At 48.7% G+C, this 19,419-nt stretch carries 16 protein-coding genes, 2 tRNA genes, 1 other RNA gene and 1 pseudogene; 6 read left to right on the top strand and 14 right to left on the bottom strand.

The genetic code is table 11. The features are described from left to right. Window positions 1-55: 55 nt before the first annotated feature. From CRO03_RS03810 to CRO03_RS03855, 10 genes and pseudogenes are all read right to left on the bottom strand, one after another. Window positions 56-274 carry a hypothetical protein gene (locus CRO03_RS03810; protein ID WP_097110205.1) on the bottom strand — a complete coding sequence of 73 codons (219 nt, stop codon included), beginning with the start codon at window positions 272-274 and terminating at the stop codon, window positions 56-58. Between the two features lie 5 nt (window positions 275-279). Continuing rightward, window positions 280-789: pseudogene (locus CRO03_RS18495) on the bottom strand (type VI secretion system amidase effector protein Tae4). Between the two features lie 370 nt (window positions 790-1,159). After that, the gene (locus CRO03_RS03820; protein WP_141397721.1) at window positions 1,160-2,875 is read right to left on the bottom strand and encodes a GGDEF domain-containing protein; all 1,716 of its coding nucleotides are present in this window, start codon (window positions 2,873-2,875) and stop codon (window positions 1,160-1,162) included. A gap of 331 nt (window positions 2,876-3,206) precedes the next feature. Continuing rightward, window positions 3,207-6,098, bottom strand: a complete 2,892-nt coding sequence (gcvP, locus tag CRO03_RS03825) for an aminomethyl-transferring glycine dehydrogenase (protein ID WP_097110207.1) — start codon at window positions 6,096-6,098, stop codon at window positions 3,207-3,209. 97 nt (window positions 6,099-6,195) lie between these two features. Continuing rightward, the gene (gene gcvH / locus CRO03_RS03830; protein ID WP_097110208.1) at window positions 6,196-6,585 is read right to left on the bottom strand and encodes a glycine cleavage system protein GcvH; all 390 of its coding nucleotides are present in this window, start codon (window positions 6,583-6,585) and stop codon (window positions 6,196-6,198) included. Between the two features lie 66 nt (window positions 6,586-6,651). After that, complete coding sequence (gcvT, locus tag CRO03_RS03835) at window positions 6,652-7,731, bottom strand: glycine cleavage system aminomethyltransferase GcvT (RefSeq protein WP_097110209.1); 1,080 nt, start codon at window positions 7,729-7,731, stop codon at window positions 6,652-6,654. A gap of 247 nt (window positions 7,732-7,978) precedes the next feature. Then, entirely contained in the window at window positions 7,979-9,184 is a 1,206-nt protein-coding gene (locus CRO03_RS03840; protein ID WP_097110210.1) for an FAD-dependent oxidoreductase, read from the bottom strand. Beyond that, on the bottom strand, window positions 9,171-10,379 hold the full coding sequence (ubiH, locus tag CRO03_RS03845; RefSeq protein ID WP_097110211.1) for a 2-octaprenyl-6-methoxyphenyl hydroxylase: 1,209 nt from the start codon (window positions 10,377-10,379) through the stop codon (window positions 9,171-9,173). Before ubiH ends, CRO03_RS03840 begins: the two co-directional genes overlap by 14 nt. Beyond that, a complete protein-coding gene (pepP, locus tag CRO03_RS03850; protein ID WP_097110212.1) occupies window positions 10,379-11,710 on the bottom strand; it encodes a Xaa-Pro aminopeptidase in 1,332 nt (443 codons plus the stop codon). The genes ubiH and pepP overlap by 1 nt, the downstream gene beginning before the upstream one ends. 39 nt (window positions 11,711-11,749) lie before the next feature. After that, complete coding sequence (locus CRO03_RS03855) at window positions 11,750-12,331, bottom strand: UPF0149 family protein (protein WP_097110213.1); 582 nt, start codon at window positions 12,329-12,331, stop codon at window positions 11,750-11,752. A 160-nt stretch (window positions 12,332-12,491) separates the two neighbouring features. On the opposite strand from CRO03_RS03855, the gene ssrS reads away from it, so the two are divergent. The 4 genes from ssrS (at window position 12,492) to serA (ending at window position 15,415) form a co-directional block, all read left to right on the top strand. After that, a non-coding RNA gene (gene ssrS / locus CRO03_RS03860) (6S RNA) lies at window positions 12,492-12,675 on the top strand. Window positions 12,676-12,728: 53 nt separating this feature from the next. After that, the gene (locus tag CRO03_RS03865) at window positions 12,729-13,346 is read left to right on the top strand and encodes a 5-formyltetrahydrofolate cyclo-ligase (RefSeq protein ID WP_097110422.1); all 618 of its coding nucleotides are present in this window, start codon (window positions 12,729-12,731) and stop codon (window positions 13,344-13,346) included. 109 nt (window positions 13,347-13,455) lie between these two features. After that, complete coding sequence (rpiA, locus tag CRO03_RS03870) at window positions 13,456-14,112, top strand: ribose-5-phosphate isomerase RpiA (RefSeq protein WP_097110214.1); 657 nt, start codon at window positions 13,456-13,458, stop codon at window positions 14,110-14,112. A 76-nt stretch (window positions 14,113-14,188) separates the two neighbouring features. After that, window positions 14,189-15,415 carry a phosphoglycerate dehydrogenase gene (gene serA / locus CRO03_RS03875; protein WP_097110215.1) on the top strand — a complete coding sequence of 409 codons (1,227 nt, stop codon included), beginning with the start codon at window positions 14,189-14,191 and terminating at the stop codon, window positions 15,413-15,415. An 8-nt stretch (window positions 15,416-15,423) separates the two neighbouring features. Here serA and CRO03_RS03880 read toward each other — a convergent pair whose 3' ends face one another. Further along, on the bottom strand, window positions 15,424-16,209 hold the full coding sequence (locus CRO03_RS03880) for a DUF481 domain-containing protein (protein ID WP_245861425.1): 786 nt from the start codon (window positions 16,207-16,209) through the stop codon (window positions 15,424-15,426). Between the two features lie 49 nt (window positions 16,210-16,258). Then, the gene (gene gltX / locus CRO03_RS03885; RefSeq protein WP_097110426.1) at window positions 16,259-17,671 is read right to left on the bottom strand and encodes a glutamate--tRNA ligase; all 1,413 of its coding nucleotides are present in this window, start codon (window positions 17,669-17,671) and stop codon (window positions 16,259-16,261) included. Window positions 17,672-17,874: 203 nt separating this feature from the next. Here gltX and CRO03_RS03890 point away from each other — a divergent pair. Both CRO03_RS03890 and CRO03_RS03895 read left to right on the top strand, forming a co-directional pair. Further along, window positions 17,875-17,950: transfer RNA gene (locus CRO03_RS03890), tRNA-Val, on the top strand. A 26-nt stretch (window positions 17,951-17,976) separates the two neighbouring features. After that, window positions 17,977-18,052 (top strand) — tRNA-Val (locus CRO03_RS03895). 12 nt (window positions 18,053-18,064) lie between these two features. Here CRO03_RS03895 and CRO03_RS03900 read toward each other — a convergent pair. Both CRO03_RS03900 and CRO03_RS03905 read right to left on the bottom strand, forming a co-directional pair. After that, window positions 18,065-18,508, bottom strand: a complete 444-nt coding sequence (locus tag CRO03_RS03900; protein ID WP_097110216.1) for a CBS domain-containing protein — start codon at window positions 18,506-18,508, stop codon at window positions 18,065-18,067. Window positions 18,509-18,623: 115 nt separating this feature from the next. Beyond that, window positions 18,624-19,295, bottom strand: coding sequence for a type 1 glutamine amidotransferase domain-containing protein (locus tag CRO03_RS03905; RefSeq protein WP_097110217.1), 672 nt, complete (start codon window positions 19,293-19,295; stop codon window positions 18,624-18,626). Window positions 19,296-19,419 lie beyond the last annotated feature (124 nt).

Genomic DNA, 19,419 nt, shown 5'->3' on the forward strand with positions numbered 1-19,419 from the left:
CTTGACCCTACACCCGCTGTGACCCTACACCCGCATGTACTTATTCTAAAGCGCACTACCTGCGCTTTCCTAACCAATAAAACATCGCCGCAATAACAACAGCAGCAATAAAGTATGCAGGCAAGGTGGTTTTCAACATCAGTAAGCCGCTTTCAACTCTCTGCTCTTCATGCAGGAACGGCGTAGCTTGCGAATTAAACGACAAGTTGTAAATGGTAAAATTTATGATAAAGGTGACAACAGCAAGCAGTGCATAAATGGCGAGTTTTTTCATAGCAATTACCTAACCTCCCAAAACCAGATCTCTTTTGAGTCGCTAAAATCACTCACCCGGCCGAAAAACTCAAGAATGCCCCTGGTCAACATCGAAGAACTGGTTATTTCATCTTTATTCCACAAATCGATATGGTCACCGCTTCTATTCGGGAAAGTCTCACTGCCCCTGCGCCAGTAATCTTTGAAAAAAATTATTCCGGTTCTATCCTGCAGATCTTCTTAAAAACTTGCGGGGCTGATTTTTTCCACACTACCTAGCCCACCAATATTGGATTTATTCAACCATTCAGCTAACTGCTCAGCAAGTAAAATATGTTTCATACCCTGATGTGACCAGCATTTTGTCGCATTAGAGCCAGCAGTAGACACCCCGCATTTTATCAACGCTTCGCTCAGCAATATGGCGCAATAATTGTCAAAGGGGGCCGAGCTTGTATCTTGTGCATTCCGACATTTGCCTTGCAAATTCTTTTTCTCAGGAAAGTTTCTCCACAAGACTTCAAAGTTCAGCATGTTAGCTCCTTGATTATTAGTTATTTTTTAAGACGTCGCGCATCGATTGCCAACAAATGTCATGTTGCAGACCTGCTCAATCACCGACAAGTCGAATATAAATTCGGTTTATTAAACGTTAATTAATTGAAAATAACAAGAGTGATTTTTGATAGAAAGGATCGTGATCGTCAAGAAAGGAGTCGGTTTATATAAATAGGATTATCCTGATTGGCAAAAGACAAGACTTGTCTCCGCCCTCTTCTGTGTACATCAAACTCACTGAGCATCCCAAACGGAGGTCTGCTTTGAGCGAATTGCGGACATTTTAGTGCGCCAATCTCAACGAGGCTAACTAATGTCAAATAGTTAAACAGAAGAAAGTGTTCAATTATTTTGAATCATAAGACACCGTATCACGCCCGTTTTTCTTTGACATGTACAAAAAATCATCTGCTCTCTTGAGCGCGTCGCTAAGTTGCTCATTTAAGGCGACGATGGTGAGTCCTATTGATACCGTTATTTTTCGTTCAATTGGTAATGAGCTTGGCCGCAAAGAGCGAACTGATTCGTTGATTCGTTCAGCTAAAGTAATTAAGCCTTCTAATGTCACACCTTGAACTAAGACAACGAATTCTTCTCCCCCAATTCTCGCTACACAGTCTTCCTCCCGCACACAATCCGATAAACTCAAAGCCACAGCTTTTAGCACATCATCACCAACTGCGTGACCATAATTGTCATTTATCGATTTAAAGAAATCTAAATCCAGAGCCATAATCCCGTTCGAGAAATTAAGCCTTTTTGCGCGCTGCTGCGTTTTTTCAAAGTGATGCTCTAACGCCAATCGGTTTGCCAAACCGGTTAATCCGTCACTGTAAGCAAGCATTCGTAATTTTTTCTCGGACGAGATATCTGTGATAGTTCCGTTATAGCCGGTAAATGCACCATCAATAATTTTTGGCCGCCCATCTAATCGAATCGAAATGCGGTTACCGAAAGAATTTTTAATTTCTGTATCATGAATGGTAAACGGCTCTCTGGAGTCAAAAATACCTTTTAATACCTTATCAAATGAATCTTTATTTTTTGATCTAGGCAATGAGACCACTTCGCTCAGACGAAGTACATTTGTCCCGCTATCAGTTCTTAGAACATTTTTATCCAAGCTTTCAGACATGCTGATGATATTGCCGAAAATATCAGTCTCCCAAAGAGCAGTAGATAAGGTTTCTTCTATGTGATTTAACGCTAAGCTCTTTGAGTGAAGCATCAAATGTAACTCTTTCTGGGCATTTTCTAGTTCAGTGTTCTTAACAACTAACTCTCTTGTTCGGTCATTGACGGTATTTTCAAGCGATTTCTGATGGGAGACGATTTTAGAGCCCATGTCATTTATGACGTAAGTCATGTCATCCAGCTCGTCTGGATGAATTGTCTTTCGCAATTGAAGCGGGTCAATACTCTGGTTTTTCGAAAACTCACGTAGCCAATTAACTATTCTGATTTGACGACTTAATATGAGTTTATCGATTAAGAAAAGAATGAAGAGCGAAACTATCAATGTCTTAATAAACTGGGCAACAAGAATGGTTTTAATATTACCGATAATCTCCCTCTTAACATGCTCTGTACTCACTGTTACCTCAATAGAGCCAACGTATCCCTCTATTACTACCACCTCTCCGTTTGTAACGTATTTCGACAAGCCAAAATCAATTTCTTTTTTGTAAGTGAAATAATTATTTCGAGTTCCAAGGGCGTTCATTTTGCCCATAATTTCATCTTGCTCTATATTAGCTACCGTCATAACATTTTTGCCGTCGCTGTCTTTAGCTGCTGCTAAATACTCATCAGATAGGCCTCGAAAAGTTTCTAAAATTAGCGTCACTATTAACGTTTGTGATTTATAAATTGCAACACCGAGCGGCTGTTCGTATGAATCAACTATATCCTTAACTTGCTGTTCTAACGCCGAGATTCTATTTCTGTAATCATGGTAAACAGTGTAGGAGGTTGAAAGTAGAGTGAAAACGCCACTTATTAGCATAATGCAGAACACGAGCTTTTTAGACAATCTTCCCTGAAACATAACGTCGATTTCCAATACTGCTGCATTATTAATTTTTAAATCATACCGTGCGACTCCCAGTTAATGAAGTAATGATTTACAAATATCTGTTACCTTCCAAAAAATTTAGCAGCCGCTTTGATAAATTCGGATTCAATAAATGTTGGTACGGTTAACACAAATAGCTGTCACTTAAACAGGTGCCTATAGGACTGCTTTAAAGTAAATCAAACTTGGCTCTATGTCTGCTTTTGGCACTTAGCAGTCTATCAGCAAAACCAACCTCATATTAACCACAAGCAATCCCCATAAAAAACCCCAGCTCTCAGGCCGGGGTTTTATAGTGTGCACTAGAAGAACTAAACGCTTACCGATACGCTTCCGGACTAGGACATGCGCACATTAAATTCCGGTCGCCGTATACGTCGTCAATCCGGGTAACGGTTGGCCAGAACTTGTTCTCGGCGACATAAGCTACCGGGAAGGCGCCGTAGTTGCGCTCGTAGGCGCGGTCCCAGGCCGGGTCGAGAATATCAGCCATAGTGTGCGGCGCGTAAGCCAGTGGGTTGTTATCCACTGTCCACTCACCTGCTTCTACTTTGGCAATCTCGGCGCGGATACTGGTCATCGCTTCAATAAACTTATCCAGCTCGGCTTTGCTTTCTGATTCCGTAGGCTCAATCATCAGGGTGCCGGCAACCGGGAAGCTCATGGTGGGCGAGTGGTAACCGTAGTCCATTAAGCGCTTGGCAATATCCATTTCCGTAATACCGCTGGCGTCTTTTAACGGCCGGATATCGATAATACATTCGTGGGCTACCCGGCCGTTGGTGCCGCGGTACAGTACCGGGAACAACGGGTCGAGCTTTTTCGCCATATAGTTGGCAGTTAAAATCGCAAATTCCGTAGCCTGTTTTAAGCCTTCGCCGCCCATCATCGCGATATACATCCAGCTGATAGGTAAAATACCGGCGCTGCCGAACTGGGCTGCCGCTACTGCACCGTTGTTATCTCCGGTGCCGTCAATTTTTACTACCGGGTGGTTAGGTAAAAATGGCGCTAAATGGCTTTTCACGCCGATTGGGCCCATGCCCGGGCCGCCGCCGCCGTGCGGAATACAGAAGGTTTTATGCAGGTTTAAGTGCGATACGTCTGAACCGATAAAGCCTGGCGAGGTTAAACCTACCTGGGCATTCATATTGGCGCCGTCCATATACACCTGGCCACCGTAAGAGTGAACGATGTCGCACAGCTCCTGAATACTTTCTTCAAACACACCATGAGTAGACGGATAGGTCACCATGATGGCCGCCAGGCGATCGCCCACTTCCGCTGCCTTGGCTTTTAAATCGGCCATGTCGATATTGCCCGACTTGTCGCAGTCAACCAGTACCACATCGTAGCTGGCCATGGCGGCAGTGGCCGGGTTAGTACCGTGCGCTGAAACCGGAATTAAACAGATATTACGATGACCTTCGCCACGGCTTTCGTGGTACTTACGAATAGCTACCATACCGGCGTACTCACCCTGAGCACCTGAGTTAGGCTGCATTGAGATATTGTCGTAACCGGTAATATTCACCAGCCAGTCGCCCAGCTCAGTGATCATCTCATAATACCCTTCGGCCTGATCGCGCGGCACGAACGGATGCAGTGAACCAAACTCCGGCCAGGTGATCGGGATCATCTCGGCGGTCGCGTTCAGCTTCATGGTGCACGAGCCCAGGGAAATCATTGAATGATTAAGGGCTAAATCTTTGTTTTCCAGTTTTTTGATATAGCGCAGCATCTCAGTTTCACTGTGATACTGATTAAATACCGGGTGGCTTAACAGCGCTGTGGTACGTGCCAGCTCAGCTGGAATAGATGCAGAGCCATTGGCGACGATCTCGCTATCCAGCGTTTCCACGCTTAAACCGTGACCAGTGCCTAGCACGATATCAAACAGCTCAGCAAGATCAGCAGCCTGCGTGGCTTCGCTGAAACTGACTGCCAGGCTGTCGCTGACGTCGGTGCGCAGGTTAACGCCGGCGGCCAGCGCCCGCTTAACCACGGCAGCACGGTCGCTGACTTTAAAGGTAACGGTATCGAACCAGTGACTGTTTACTAACTCAACGCCTTTGGCTTTGATGCCGGCAGCAAAAATATCGGCACTGCGGTGAATGCGTTCAGCAATATCTTTTAAGCCTTGCGGGCCATGATATACCGCATAGAACGAGGCGATATTAGCCAGTAATACCTGGGCAGTACAAATGTTCGAGTTCGCTTTTTCGCGGCGGATATGTTGCTCGCGGGTTTGCATCGCCATTCTGAGCGCCTGATCACCGCGACGGTCTTTCGACACCCCGATAATCCGGCCCGGCATCGAGCGTTTATAGGCATCGCGGGTAGCAAAGAAAGCCGCATGCGGGCCGCCATAGGCCATTGGTACACCAAAGCGTTGCATTGAACCCAGCACCACGTCGGCACCCAGCTCGCCTGGTGATTTTAACAGCATTAAGGCCATTGGATCAGTCGCTACTGCCACTACCGCTTTTTTCGCCTGTAGCTCAGCAATTAAGGCGCTGTCGTTGCGGATATCACCGTTAGTGGTAGGGTACTGAATTAATGCACCAAACACCTCATGGTTGGCCGCATCGCTGGCTTTGCCAATCACGATATCAAAGCCAAACATTTCGGCGCGGGTTTTTACCACGTCGATAGTTTGCGGGTGCACATCGTCGCTAATAAAATACAAATTCGCTTTGCTTTTACTGACCCGCTTGGCCAGGGCCATGGCTTCGGCGGCGGCGGTGGCTTCGTCCAGTAACGAGGCACTGGCCAGCTCCATGCCGGTTAAGTCCAGCGACATTTGCTGGAAATTTAACAGCGCTTCTAAGCGGCCCTGGGCAATTTCAGGCTGATATGGCGTGTACGCCGTGTACCAACCCGGGTTTTCCAGCACATTACGCAAAATAACATTCGGGGTTAACGTCGGGTGATAACCCATACCAATGTATGACTTATACATTTTGTTTTTCGCTGCCACCGCTTTTAAATGGGTTAAGGCATCATTTTCAGTGCGGCTGTTACCGGTGGCCAGTGGCTTGGGTAAGCGGATACTGGCCGGAACGGTTTGGGCAATCAGCGTTTCCATGCTATCAACACCCAGTTCAGCCAGCATAGCGGCAGTTTCTGCCTCATCCGGGCCAATGTGGCGTTGAATAAATTCGTCGTGGTTCGCAAGTTGCGACAGGGTTTTCACAGCGGTATGGGTCATGCTTTGAATGTCCTAGTAATAATACAGCGTGCAGCACAGCTGTTAGTAAGATAAAGCCCCGATGTATACGGGGCTTTATGCTGGAGCGATCTGTTAATTAAGCTTCGTCGATGCTGCTTTTGTAACCGGCAGCGTCTAATAACGCTTCCAACTCAGCTTCGTCACTGGCTTTAATTTTAAACATCCAGCCGTCGGTATACGGGCTGGCGTTAACCTGCTCGGGTGAGTCGGCCAGTGCGTCGTTAACTTCTACCACTTCGCCAGACAGCGGTGCGTAGATGTCAGAGGCGGCCTTTACCGATTCCGCTACAGCGCAATCATCTCCCTGGGTCACACTGTCACCTACTTCCGGCAGCTCAACAAATACCATATCACCCAGCAACTCCTGGGCATGCTCGGTAATACCTACGGTGAAAATACCGTCACCATCATTGCGAACCCATTCGTGGCTGGCCGCATATTTTAATTCTGTAGGGATAGTGCTCATTATCAATTCCTTAGCTGTCTTTAACTTTCTAATTTAGTTATTACGTGATGTGCTACGTGTTTTATTTTAGATGACTTTTTTACCCATGCGCACAAAAGCCGGTTTAACCACTTTGACACTAACCAGTTTGCCGCGAATATCCACTTCAGCCGTGTCACCAGTGTTCGCAGGTACCCGCGCCATGGCAATACTGTAACCTAAAGTCGGTGAAAAGGTACCCGAGGTAATAATACCTTCACCGCCGTCAACCACCACCCGCTGGCCGTGGCGTAGCACACCCTTTTGCTCCATAACCAGGCCAACCAGCTTATCGGTACCCGCTGCTTTTTGTTCGGCTAACGCCGCGCGGCCAATAAAGTTTCGGTCTTCCGGGTTCCAGGCAATGGTCCAGCCCATGTTAGCCGCCAGTGGCGATACCGTCTCGTCCATATCCTGGCCATATAAATTCATGCCGGCTTCCAGACGCAGGGTATCACGGGCACCTAAACCGGCAGGAGCAACACCGGCATCCAGCAGTTTTTGCCAGACATCAGCGGCCTGCTCTTCAGGCATGGCAATTTCGTAACCATCTTCGCCAGTGTAACCGGTGGTAGCAATAAATAAATCGCCAGCCTGCTTACCAAAAAACGGCTTCATACCGTCAACCGCAGCTTGTTGCTCAGCGCTTAATAAGGTAGCCACTTTGGCTTTAGCATTCGGGCCCTGCACTGCAATCATTGCGTATTCCGGACGTTCGGTCACGGTCACATCAAAGGCTTTCGCCTCAGCGGTTATATGCGCCAGGTCTTTCTCACGGGTAGCCGAATTCACCACTAACCGGAAAAACTCATCCTGCATATAGTAAACAATTAAATCGTCAATGACGCCGCCACTCTGGTTCAGCATGCCGGTGTACAGCGCTTTGCCAGGGATAGTCAGTTTAGCCACATCGTTTGCCAGTAAATAGCGTAAAAACTCCCGGGTTTTGCTCCCGGTTAAGTCAACAATGGTCATATGAGAAACGTCAAACATACCGGCGTCGCGGCGAACGGCGTGGTGCTCTTCAATTTGTGAGCCGTAGTTAATTGGCATATCCCAGCCAAAAAAGTCGACCATTTTGGCACCAGCAGCAAGGTGGCTGGCATGTAACGCGGTTTTTTGAGCCATTATTTTTTCCTACTTATTGTGAGGGCCACAAGCGGTAAAACCAACAATAGCAATAAGCCTTATTTTTCAGGCTATTACATAAAAATGCCAAGCTTGAGACTAAAAAATACCGCTCGATTATACCGCATAGCCCCTGCAGCAAACAGCCCAATTTGGATTACTTTTTGTAATGCGACAGCTACTGTTACAAATAAAACTAAGGCAAATCGTTAGCTGATAAGTTAGCTGACGCGTCACCAGGATTAAGCTAATTTTTTACCAGCTCGGGTAAGTCGCCTTTCAGGCCAAGCGCATGGGCCATCAATTGCTGTTTAAGCCATGGCAGGCGATCTGTCGCTACTAAACCCAGGCCGCGCAACAGTTTGGCCAGCGGTGGTTTGGCGGTAAAACCACGTTTAAAAGCTTCCATCGCTACTATCATGCTTTGTGCTTCCGCTTTGCGCCAGCGCTCATAACGGCGCAGCATGGGGTTTGCACCAATATCTTCCCCCGCTGCTTGCTGAGCGCCAATTAACTGGGCCAGTGCCGCCACGTCCATCAGGCCTAAATTCATACCCTGGCCTGCCAACGGGTGAATACTGTGCGCCGCATCAGCTACCAGTACAACCCTGCCCCGTTGCCAGCGGCTGGCATAACGCATGGTTAAACCAAAGGCCTGACGCTGGCTGCAAAGTTCAACCGGCCCCAATACCGCCTGAGTTGCAGCGCAAAGTGCCTGCACAAAGGCAGTATCATCCAGCGCCATTAAGCGCTCAGCTTCATTGGTTTCGGCACTCCAGACAATAGAGCATAAATTGCTGTCTGGCAGTGGTAACAGCGCCAGCGGGCCGCTGGGAAGAAACACCTGACGCGCAGTAAGCTGGTGTGGCTCGGCGCAGCGAATTTTGGCAACAATAGCGGTATGCTGATAATCCCAATGGGTTAATGGCAACTGCATTTGCTGGCGCACAAAGGAATTAACCCCATCAGCGCCAACCAGTAACTGGCTTAAAATAAGCTCGCTGTTATCTAGTTGCAGCATTACGTCGCGCTCGCCCTGCTTAAGCTGGCTGATTGCCACATCAAAATAGCACTGGACGTTACTGCACTGTTGTAGCTGACTAAATAGTAACTGGCGAATATGCTCGTTATCACAAATGTAACCGAGCGCCTCAAGTTGCTGCTCTGCCGCCGTAAAACCAATTTTGGCGAAGCTATCGGCTTCCCACACCTGCATATCGGTATAGGCTGCCGCGCCGGCCAGTAGTTGCGGCCAGATCCCTAATTGTTGGAACAAAGAGCGCGAGGCCATATTCAGGGCGCTGACCCGCTGATAATCCGGTGCAGCGTCTGTCAGCGAGGGCGCCGGGCCTTTTTCTACCAGCACCACCCGCAGTTGCTGCCTGGCCAGAAGCAGAGCCAGCGTCAGGCCGGCGCTACCGCCGCCGACTATTGTGACATCAGTATTTTGCATAAGGTTGTCCCTGGCCCATCGCCTGCATGGCAAGCGGCCGTTTTAATGGATCGCACAGCAGCATTGCCGCCAGCCCGGCATTGCGGGCCAGCGCTATCAGCCTGGAATTATTGGAAAAGCCCCGGACCAATGCATCGGTAAACCAGACCACCCGCTTAATGTCCTGCTCGCGCAGTTGTTGATAGTCACGTAACACCTTGTAATCACCAGGATCTGTGGCCTCATTGAGCGCCAGCAGCAAGGCCTGAATATCACGGATAGCCAGGTTAAACCCCTGACCGGCAATCGGGTGTAAATTATGTAAGCTATTCCCCAGCAAGGCAGCGCGATGGCGCACTATTTCATCAGGCCGGCGCAGGGCCAGCGGATAATGCGCCCGGGCACCGGTTACAGTAAATAGCCCGGCCCGGTAACCAAAAGCCTGTTGAATAGCGGTGGTAAAAGCCTGGTCATCCAGCGCTAGCAAGCCTGCAACATCATCGCGTGCTACCGTCCAGACTAGCGAGTAGCGCTGGGCTGTTAGCGGCAACAGGGCAATAGGGCCATGTTCGGTAAAGCGCTCAAAAGCGGTATTATTATGAGCCTGCGCTAATCCCAGATTGGCAATAATTGCGCTTTGCTGATAATCGTCACTGCTGACGCTAAAACCGGCTAACTGCCGGCTTTGCGATAAGCCGCCTTCAGCAATAAGCAGTAAATTGGCCGTAAGCTTCGCTCCACTTTGCAGCTGCACAGTCTGGCACGAAATGGTCGGAGTAATAGCGGTAATAAAGTCGGGTTGAAAGTAAGTAATATTGGGATGATTAGCCAGCTTAGTGCTAAGCAAGTTGCCCAGATGCTCCACTTCTAACACCTGGCCCAGTGCCGCTTGCTGATACTCACTGGCGGTTAACTGCGTTTTACCGAAATGGCCGCGATCCGACACCCAAATCTGCTCAATCGGACAGGCTTTAGCGCCGAGTTCCTGCCATAGCCCCCAGCGTTGTAACAAGCTGACGCTGCCTGCAGCCAGGGCAATACTGCGGCTGTCAAAACTGGCTGGCACAGTGCCGGGGTGGTTGTCTTGCCTTTCGACAATCCCAATTTGCCACTCTGGCCGGGCCTGGCTCAAACACCAGGCCAGCAGGCTTCCGGCCATGCCGCCGCCTGCGATAATAATATCAAAATGGTTTTTGCCAACTATAGTTGCCGGCATCAGTTGCTGCCACCACTTGCGGCCATCAACTGCTCAATGGCATCAATCTCTTTTGGAACCGCGGTAGTCAGATTGTCATGACCCTCTGCGGTTACCAGCAGATTATCTTCAATCCGGATAGCCAAATCCCACCAGCGCGGCTCGGTTGGACTGCCGTGAGGAATGTATAAGCCAGGTTCAATCGTCAGCAGCATGCCGGGCACAAATGGCTGTTCTGCCGTTTCACCATCAGAACCGTTAACTTTATAGGCACCAACATCATGCACGTCCAGCCCCAGCCAGTGGCCAATGCCGTGAATAAAATACTGTTTACAGGCTTTATCGGCGATAAGCTGCTGCAGCTCGCCTTGCAAAATACCCAGCCCCAGCAAGCCTTCGGTCAGTACCTGTTCGGCCGCGGCAGTCACTTTCGCAAAATTACTGCCTGGCTGCACCGCATTACAGGCGGCATACTGCGCATCCAGTACCAGCTGATACAGTTCAGCTTGCTCCGGACTGAACTTGCCAGATACCGGAAAAGTCCGGCTGATATCAGCGGCATAGCCCTGCAGTTCACAGCCGGCATCAATCAGCACTAAATCGCCTGCCTTAAGCTCACTGCTGTTGTCGGTGTAATGCAAAATACAGCCATTTTCACCGCTGCCGACAATACTGTTATAGGCCGGATGACGGGCACCATTCAGGGCAAAGTGATGCAGAATTTCCGCTTCCAGCTGATACTCAAACCGCCCCGGCCGGCAATACTGCATGGCCCGGATATGCGCCTGAGCGCTGATTTGTCCTGCCCGGCGCATCACAGCAATTTCGCTCCGATCTTTAATAAGGCGCTGCGCTGCAGTCAGCTGAGCGATATCAACCAGTTGTGTTGGCGCCACATCGCCGCGCTTTTCCCGTTGCTTCAGCAGTTGGATCTGCTCAGTAACCTGCTGGAGCAGTGCACTGTTTTCAGTTAAATGCAGGTAAACCGCCGTGCTGCCATTGATTGCCTGCTGTAACAAGGTGCTTTGCTCAGTCAGTGCTGCCGCCTGCAGTTGCATGGTTTCGCTGGCTGCCGCCGGGCCCAGCCTGCGCCCATGCCATACTTCCTGCGCCGGGTCTTTGTCACGGCATAAAAGTAGCGCTGGCGCTAAATCTGTGCGGTTAGAGATAATAAGTAAGGCATCAGGTTCGTTAAAGCCAGTGTAGTACCAGAAGTCGCTATGCTGGCGAAACGGATACTCGGTATCGCGGCTGCGGCTTTGTTCGCTGGCAGCACTGATCAAGGCCACGGAATCAGGCTGCAACGCCGCAATTAGCTGCGCTCGCCGCTGAACAAAAACAGAGTTTTCCATTGCTATCCTTCAGGGTAAAAGTGAACAGGCAAAGCGATGTTAATGCAGCGTTTTGCCATGCGGTGGCTGCGGGCTGTATTTCAGACCGACTTCATTAAAACAACACAACGCCATAATCCGCACATGCTCCAGCACCAGATAATAAGCTTCTTCGTTCTCATCTTTGCTGCCATCGGTTACGGTATGAATATCGACCCGGGTCACTTCCGTTAGCTGATCCAATGCTTCACGCACATCTTCTGATACCAGCGATAAATCGGTTTGCTGCACCGCAAACCCCACTAAAAACGCCTGTGACCATTCCACCAGCGCTTCTAACCGTTCAAACAAGGCATCATCATCGCTGGGCAATAGCACACTAAAAGAAAAATCACCCTGGTTCAGACTGGCTGCGGTGGCATCAACTAACAACTGCACCTGCTTTTCCAGGGCAACCGGTAAAGCCTGGCCATCGTTCAGAAAATCGTACAGCACCGGCAGCAACGATCTGGCGTCAGCTTTTACTCCGGCACTTAACATACCGGCAATCAGACCATGCAGCTCTGCGGCCGAGGCCATAACGTGAGCCTGCTCCAGCTCACTGCTCCAGCGATCATAACTTTGGATAAGAGGGTCAGTCATAGCTTAGTCTTCACAAATTTACTCGGCAATATCCTACCACTGCCGCAGCTCAACTGCCAGTAAGCAGCAGTACCTTTACTGCTGTCGGTTATCTGCACATCCGCTAAGCATTTGTTGGCTGCCCCCTTATAAGCTGACAACTCAGCTGCTATACTTATTGCGTTCTCTGGGTTGTTTGTAATGTTATTGACGTCCCTGAGCCGATAATTGTTTTATCCAGGAATTCTTTTGTGTGGCTTTTGTGCAGGCCCGGCTTGTACCGGGAAGCCTACGGCAACCATGAGTCTTCCGCCTTGAACCCTGGGTTCAAGGGCTTAAATAACTAACGGCAATCTGGAGAACCCTACTTCCTTGTATTTCTGTGTACTTCAGCGTTATTGGCAGCAAAGGTAATCTGATGTCCCACCTGCAGCAACCTGTTCCGCCAACATTACCTCAAACCCGTCAGGCCCTGCGCCAGCATGTGCGTCAGTTACGCCAGCAATTATCTGCAGCTGAGCAAACAGAAGCCGCAACTGAGCTGGCCCACCACATATCCGGCAATGACAGCTTACTGGCAAAGCAACATTTCGCACTTTATCTGGCCAACGACGCCGAGCTGAATACCGAACCATTAATAAAAGCATTGTGGCAAGCCGGTAAAGACGTCTACCTGCCGGTATTACACCCTTTTTGCCCAGGTTACCTGCTGTTTCTGCACTACGACCGCAGCAGCGTAATGCAGATAAACCGTTTCAATATTCCTGAGCCGCAACTTAATTGCGCCAGGGTGATGCCCGTTGCTGCACTCGACATTATTTTTACCCCGCTGGTGGCATTTGATGCCATAGGCAACCGGCTGGGCATGGGCGGCGGTTTTTATGATCGTACTCTGGCACAACTGCCAGCTGACAGCGGCTGTCAGGTTATCGGCCTGGCGCATAACTGCCAGCAAGTTGCTGCTGTGCCGGTTGCGGCCTGGGATATTCCGCTGCAGCAGCTGATAACCCCTGCTAAGTATTTTGATTTTCGTTAATCTGTTTTGCACTTTTTCGGCTTTTGCCTTTTTGTCTGACCATGCTTTCGATATAATATCCATCTGTACGGCTAAACGCTAAAACCCGCTGCTATAAAAGAGACCTGTTATGACTCAAGATGAAATGAAACGCCACGCTGCCTGGGCTGCCCTGGAATTTATCAGCAAAGACAGTATTGTCGGGGTGGGTACCGGCTCTACCGTTAATCATTTTATCGATGCCCTGGCTAGCATTAAAAGTGATATTCGTGGTGCAGTTTCAAGTTCAGAGCAGTCAACCGCCAAACTTAAACAATTGGGTATTGCGGTGCTTGATTTAAACGAAGTCAGCGAGCTTAGCATCTATGTCGATGGCGCCGATGAGATTAATGGCCAGAAGCAGATGATTAAAGGCGGCGGCGCTGCCCTGACCCGCGAAAAAATTGTCGCTGCCGTTGCCAAAACCTTTGTCTGTATTGTCGATAGCACTAAACAGGTTGACGTGCTGGGCTGCTTTCCACTGCCGATTGAAGTTATTCCGATGGCCAGCAGCTACGTTAGCCGTGAACTAAAAAAACTCGGCGCAACACCGGTATTGCGCCAGGGCGTAATTACTGACAATGGCAACCAGATAATCGATGCGCATGACTTGCAAATTACCGATCCGCTGCAGCTTGAGCAGCAACTGAATAATATTGTTGGTATTGTCACCAATGGCCTGTTCGCCCGTCGTCCGGCCGACATTGTGCTGGTTGGCAGCAGCAGTGGCACCAAAGTCATTAAGTGAGTAATGAAATAAGCTGCAGCAGCATAATCGGTTACACATACCGCTACTTTTTTTAAATTAATGTATCGAGAAAACAATGGAAAAATATTCGCTGGCCAAAGATAAAATTAAAATTCTGCTGCTGGAAGGCTTACACCAGAGTGCAGTACAAACCTTTAAAAATCAGGGCTATACCAATATTGAATATCTGAAAACCTCATTACCTGAAGATCAGTTAATCGAGAGGATCAGCGAAGCACATTTTGTTGGTATTCGTTCACGTACCCAGTTAACCGAACGGGTACTGGAAGCCGCCAATAAACTGATGGCGATTGGCTGTTTTTGTATTGGCACCAATCAGGTCGATTTGGACGCAGCGTTAAAGCGCGCTATCCCGGTATTTAATGCGCCGTTTTCCAACACCCGCTCAGTTGCTGAGCTGGTATTAGGCCAGATGATTATGCTGCTGCGCGGTATTCCGCAGCGCAATGCCGCAGCCCATCGTGGCGAATGGTTAAAAACCGCTGATAATTCTTACGAGGCCCGCGGTAAAACCCTGGGCATTATCGGTTATGGCCACATCGGTACGCAGCTAAGCATTATGGCTGAGCATATCGGCATGCGGGTACAGTTTTACGATATTGAAAGCAAACTGGTGCTGGGCAATGCCAATCAGGTCGATCTAACCACTTTACTCAGCACGTCTGATGTTATCAGCCTGCATGTGCCGGAAACGCCGCAAACTAAAAATATGATTGCCGAAGCTGAACTGGCGCAGATGAAACAAGGTGCCATTTTAATTAATGCCTCGCGCGGCACGGTAGTGGATATTGATGCGTTAACGGCCAGCTTACAAAGCAAAAAACTGGCTGGCGCGGCTATTGATGTATTTCCGGTTGAACCGAAAGGCAATGACGAAGAATTTATCTCGCCCCTGCGCGCCTTTGATAATGTGCTGCTTACCCCGCATATCGGTGGCTCTACTCAGGAAGCACAGGAAAACATAGGCTATGAAGTTGCCGGCAAGATGGTGAAGTACAGCGATAACGGCTCTACCTTATCTGCAGTTAACTTCCCCGAGGTGTCGTTACCTGAACATAAAGGCCGCTCACGTCTGCTGCATATTCACAAGAACCAGCCCGGCATGATGACTAAAATCAACGAGACCTTTGCCAAGCATAATATCAATATCTCGGGCCAGTATTTACAGACAGTGCAGGATATCGGTTATGTGGTAATTGATGTTGATTCTGAAGATCATGAACTGGCATTAAATGAGTTAAAAGCCATTCCGGGCACGTTAAGGGCGCGGGTACTGCACTAAGTTATTAATTAAAAAGTATAAACCAGGGACGCTGCAGTTTCAGTGTCCATGGTTTTTAAATTGCCTTCAGGCCTAGAGTTATGGCGGGCCACAAAGCTGAAGCGCATCGACAATTTATCGAATAACTGCGAAGTAATGCTGCTGCGACTGACAAAAGTAGAGTTAGCGCCATCCAGTGACACCGAACCTTCAAAAGTTTGCCTGAAACTGCTGCCCTCGTAAATTTTCTGCTCCAGGTTAAATGCCAGAAACCAGATCAAACCAGTGTTAGTGACACCGCTGCTACTGCGCTGATGCGCAAAACCCGGGCCGGTTTCCAGATCAATGTAGTTAGTTTGCATTTCGTATACCCGGTTGGCATAACCCACTGCCAGTGAACTCTGTACTCTGAACGCACCGAACTTATCATACAAATAAGCACCACGGCCAAATACAGACTGGCGGCCAACCAGAAACTTATAATTGCTCTGACCGGTAATACCATAACGTTTAGCAGTGGTGACGTTATCATTATGTTGCGTTACCGGGTTCAGTACTTTGCTGCGCTGAATACGGCCATAAAGCTGATATTTATTACGAAAATACTCCATCTCATGCTGCAATTCACTGTTTATCCGGATTGCATGCGCCTCGGTATTGCCGGTGTTTACCAGTAAACCCAGCTCGATATCGCCACCAATGGTACCCAGAAAATCCAGCGGCAACTGAAACGTTGGTGAGTCGCCTGCCGCAACACCATCACTATCAGAGTTACCGTCAGCATCACCCTCGGCATACACCGGTATGACGGCCACAAACGCAACCGCCAAAAGCAATATAACAGCTAGCCGCTTTAACACAGGATTAGTTAGCCTCTGCCCGTTTACTGATAAATTGCAGCGCCATGTCAATTCTGGCTAAGGTACGTTCCCGACCAATCAACCATAAGGTTTGATCTAACGCCGGTGAATTACCACCACCGGTAACTGCAACCCGCATTGGCATACCCACCTTGCCCATACCCAGCCCTAACTGCTCGGCGGCAGCATTAATGGCGTGGTGAATAGGCTCGACCTGCCAGTCTGTCAGCTCAGCCAGTTTTTCTTTAACTAACGCCAGTGGCTCTGCGGCAACTGGTCGTAAATGTTTTTTAGCCGCATTTTCTTCAAAGTCGCTGAAGTCTTCATAAAAATAACGACTGACTTCAACCAGTTCGGTTAAGGTTTTTACCCGTTCGCCCTGCACACCTATTACCGCTTCAATAGCCGGGCCTTTGCTGGTATCCAGTTGCTGGACAGTTAAATGCCACTGCAGCTCAGCTGCTACCCGTGCTGGCGGCAGGGTTTTGATATAGTGTTGGTTTAACCACAACAGTTTCTCGGTGTTAAACGCAGATGGCGCCCGGTTGCAGTCAGCTAAATCAAATAGCTCAACCAATTCGGTTTTGCTGAAAATTTCCTGATCGCCATGCGACCAACCCAGCCGCACCAGATAGTTAATAAGTGCCTCAGGCAAAAAGCCGTTATCCCGATACTGCATTACGCCAACAGCACCATGGCGTTTAGATAAACGTTTACCGTCATCGCCCAGGATCATCGGCACATGGGCATACTTGGGGATTTCGGCACCCAACGCGGCCAGAATATTCATTTGTCTTGGTGTGTTGTTAACATGGTCGTCGCCACGGATCACATGAGTGATCCCCATTTTCCAGTCATCCACCACAACCGTTAAGTTATAAGTTGGCGTACCATCACTGCGGGCAATAATTAAATCGTCCAGTTCACTGTTGGCAATTTCTATCCGGCCTTTAATCATGTCTTCGATGACCACTACGCCCTGTTGCGGGTTTTTAAAGCGGATCACAAAAGGTTTGTCTGCCGGATGATCAGTACGGTCACGCCACATGCCATTGTATTTTGGTTTTTCGCCGGCCGCCATTTGCGCTTCGCGCATTGCGTCGACTTCTTCTGCCGTACAAAAACATTTATATGCTTTACCGTCAGCCAGCAACTGCGCCACAACTTCTTTGTACAAGTCAAAGCGCTGGGTCTGATAGTATGGGCCCTCGTCATGCTCAAGGCCCAACCACTGCATACCTTCTAAAATTGCATCAACTGATGCCTGATTAGAGCGCTCAATATCAGTATCTTCAATCCGCAGAATAAACTTACCACCGCGCTTTTTAGCATAGAGCCAACTGTATAATGCTGTACGGGCACCACCAACATGCAGATAACCGGTAGGGCTCGGCGCAAAACGGGTAACTAACGACATAATTATTCCAAAATAGGCAAAAACAGAGATGGCGCTATTGTAACAATGCTGACGTAATGATGCACCACCTGCGCACAGCCATTCATCGGCCATTTCAACCCAAAAGCCGCTGATGTTTACTTTTGCAGCAATCAAACCGCTTTTTAAAAAATAAAGTTGACAGTAAATTCATGCTCCCTATAATGAGCGCCATCAAACAGCGTGGATTGTTAGCTCAGCTGGGAGAGCACCGCCCTTACAAGGCGGGGGTCACTGGTTCGAACCCAGTACAATCCACCAATTTGATGCCACAGTTTTTCTCCCGTGGATTGTTAGCTCAGCTGGGAGAGCACCGCCCTTACAAGGCGGGGGTCACTGGTTCGAACCCAGTACAATCCACCACTTCTATATTCATTATTTCTTTTGCTCTGGTTGTTGTTGTTTCTTTTGTTGGGCCTGGACAATCCGCCGCATAATATCTTTCCACGACACTATGCCAATTAACTTTTTCTGGCTATCGATAACCAGCAAACAACTGATATTGCGTTCAACCAGAATACTGGCTGCCTGCAAAATACCGGTATCCTGCGGCACGCTGAACACGGGTGACGACATCACCTGGCTGACCTTACGCTTTTGCATATACAACTCGATAGTGCTTTCAGACGCCGTATCCATTACTGAACTTACCGCTTTAAAATAATCTTTAACCGACACAATACCTATCGGCTGCTGCAGGCTGTTCACCACCGGCACATGCTGAAATTTTGCCTCAATAAATAAGGTACGCAAGCTTGCTAAGGTCGCGCCTTCCGTTGTCACTTGCACTTTTCTGGTCATAATTGACGCTAGCGACATAATTCGTACCTGTTTTTTATGATGATGATACTTTAGCGCACTCCAGGCCAAACGCACTACCAAAAAACGCCCTGTAAAAGGACGTTTTTAAAAGTAGCGGCAAGGTCACCCTAAACTACACCAACTGTTTTACCAGCGCTGCTGCCACTGCATGGGCGCTGGCCGGGTTCTGACCAGTTATAACTCTGTTATCTTCAACAACCAGTTCAGCCCAAGGCTGGCCTTTGCGATACTGCTTTGCTGCCCGCGTTAACGACTCTTCCAGTAAAAACGGGATCTTGTCGATAGTGCCATAGTCTACTTCTTCTTCCCGGGTAAAGCCGGTTACCACTGTATTTTCAAGCAGCTTCTGGCCATCACTCAGGGTAATTGGCAGCAACCCCGCCGGGCCATGACATACCGCGGCCAATATCCCTCCGTTTTCATAATGGCGGGCGCTTAACATTGCTACTGTCTGGTCAGTTGCCAAATCTGACAATAAGCCAAAGCCACCCGGATAGAAAATAGCATCATAGTCATCTACGTTTACTTTCGATGCCACCAGCGTATTGTTGATCCGTTTCTGAAACTCATCATTGGCCAGAATTCTGGCATTCACTTCATCATCTTCGATGTCAGTACCATATAAAGGCGCTTTGCCACCTTTAACAGAGACCAGATCATAATAAACATCGGCTTTCAGTAGCACATCCAGTGCATGGGTAAGCTCAGGAGAAAAGGTGCCGTTAGCTTCATCGGTATCACCCAAGGTACCGTGGTTGGTTACGAATATCAGTACTTTTTTCATTAATCCTCCATAAGTTAGCAATAACGCTAGTTAACTGGCAATCCAGCTAATAACCCTCTCAAGATATGTTTGGGCCTCGGGGCGACAAGTTCAAGTACATTGCGGTGCTTAGAGCTTAATGACA

Source organism: Arsukibacterium tuosuense (assembly GCF_900215315.1).
GTDB lineage: Bacteria > Pseudomonadota > Gammaproteobacteria > Enterobacterales > Alteromonadaceae > Alishewanella > Alishewanella tuosuense.

Bases quoted from the DNA above. Each gene is read 5' to 3' on its own strand.
- CRO03_RS03810 (WP_097110205.1), bottom strand. From the start codon at position 274: ATGAAAAAACTCGCCATTTATGCACTGCTTGCTGTTGTCACCTTTATC.
- gcvP (WP_097110207.1), bottom strand. From the start codon at position 6,098: ATGACCCATACCGCTGTGAAAACCCTGTCGCAACTTGCGAACCACGAC.
- gcvH (WP_097110208.1), bottom strand. From the start codon at position 6,585: ATGAGCACTATCCCTACAGAATTAAAATATGCGGCCAGCCACGAATGG.
- gcvT (WP_097110209.1), bottom strand. From the start codon at position 7,731: ATGGCTCAAAAAACCGCGTTACATGCCAGCCACCTTGCTGCTGGTGCC.
- CRO03_RS03840 (WP_097110210.1), bottom strand. From the start codon at position 9,184: ATGCAAAATACTGATGTCACAATAGTCGGCGGCGGTAGCGCCGGCCTG.
- ubiH (WP_097110211.1), bottom strand. From the start codon at position 10,379: ATGCCGGCAACTATAGTTGGCAAAAACCATTTTGATATTATTATCGCA.
- pepP (WP_097110212.1), bottom strand. From the start codon at position 11,710: ATGGAAAACTCTGTTTTTGTTCAGCGGCGAGCGCAGCTAATTGCGGCG.
- CRO03_RS03855 (WP_097110213.1), bottom strand. From the start codon at position 12,331: ATGACTGACCCTCTTATCCAAAGTTATGATCGCTGGAGCAGTGAGCTG.
- CRO03_RS03865 (WP_097110422.1), top strand. From the start codon at position 12,729: ATGTCCCACCTGCAGCAACCTGTTCCGCCAACATTACCTCAAACCCGT.
- rpiA (WP_097110214.1), top strand. From the start codon at position 13,456: ATGACTCAAGATGAAATGAAACGCCACGCTGCCTGGGCTGCCCTGGAA.
- serA (WP_097110215.1), top strand. From the start codon at position 14,189: ATGGAAAAATATTCGCTGGCCAAAGATAAAATTAAAATTCTGCTGCTG.
- gltX (WP_097110426.1), bottom strand. From the start codon at position 17,671: ATGTCGTTAGTTACCCGTTTTGCGCCGAGCCCTACCGGTTATCTGCAT.
- CRO03_RS03900 (WP_097110216.1), bottom strand. From the start codon at position 18,508: ATGTCGCTAGCGTCAATTATGACCAGAAAAGTGCAAGTGACAACGGAA.
- CRO03_RS03905 (WP_097110217.1), bottom strand. From the start codon at position 19,295: ATGAAAAAAGTACTGATATTCGTAACCAACCACGGTACCTTGGGTGAT.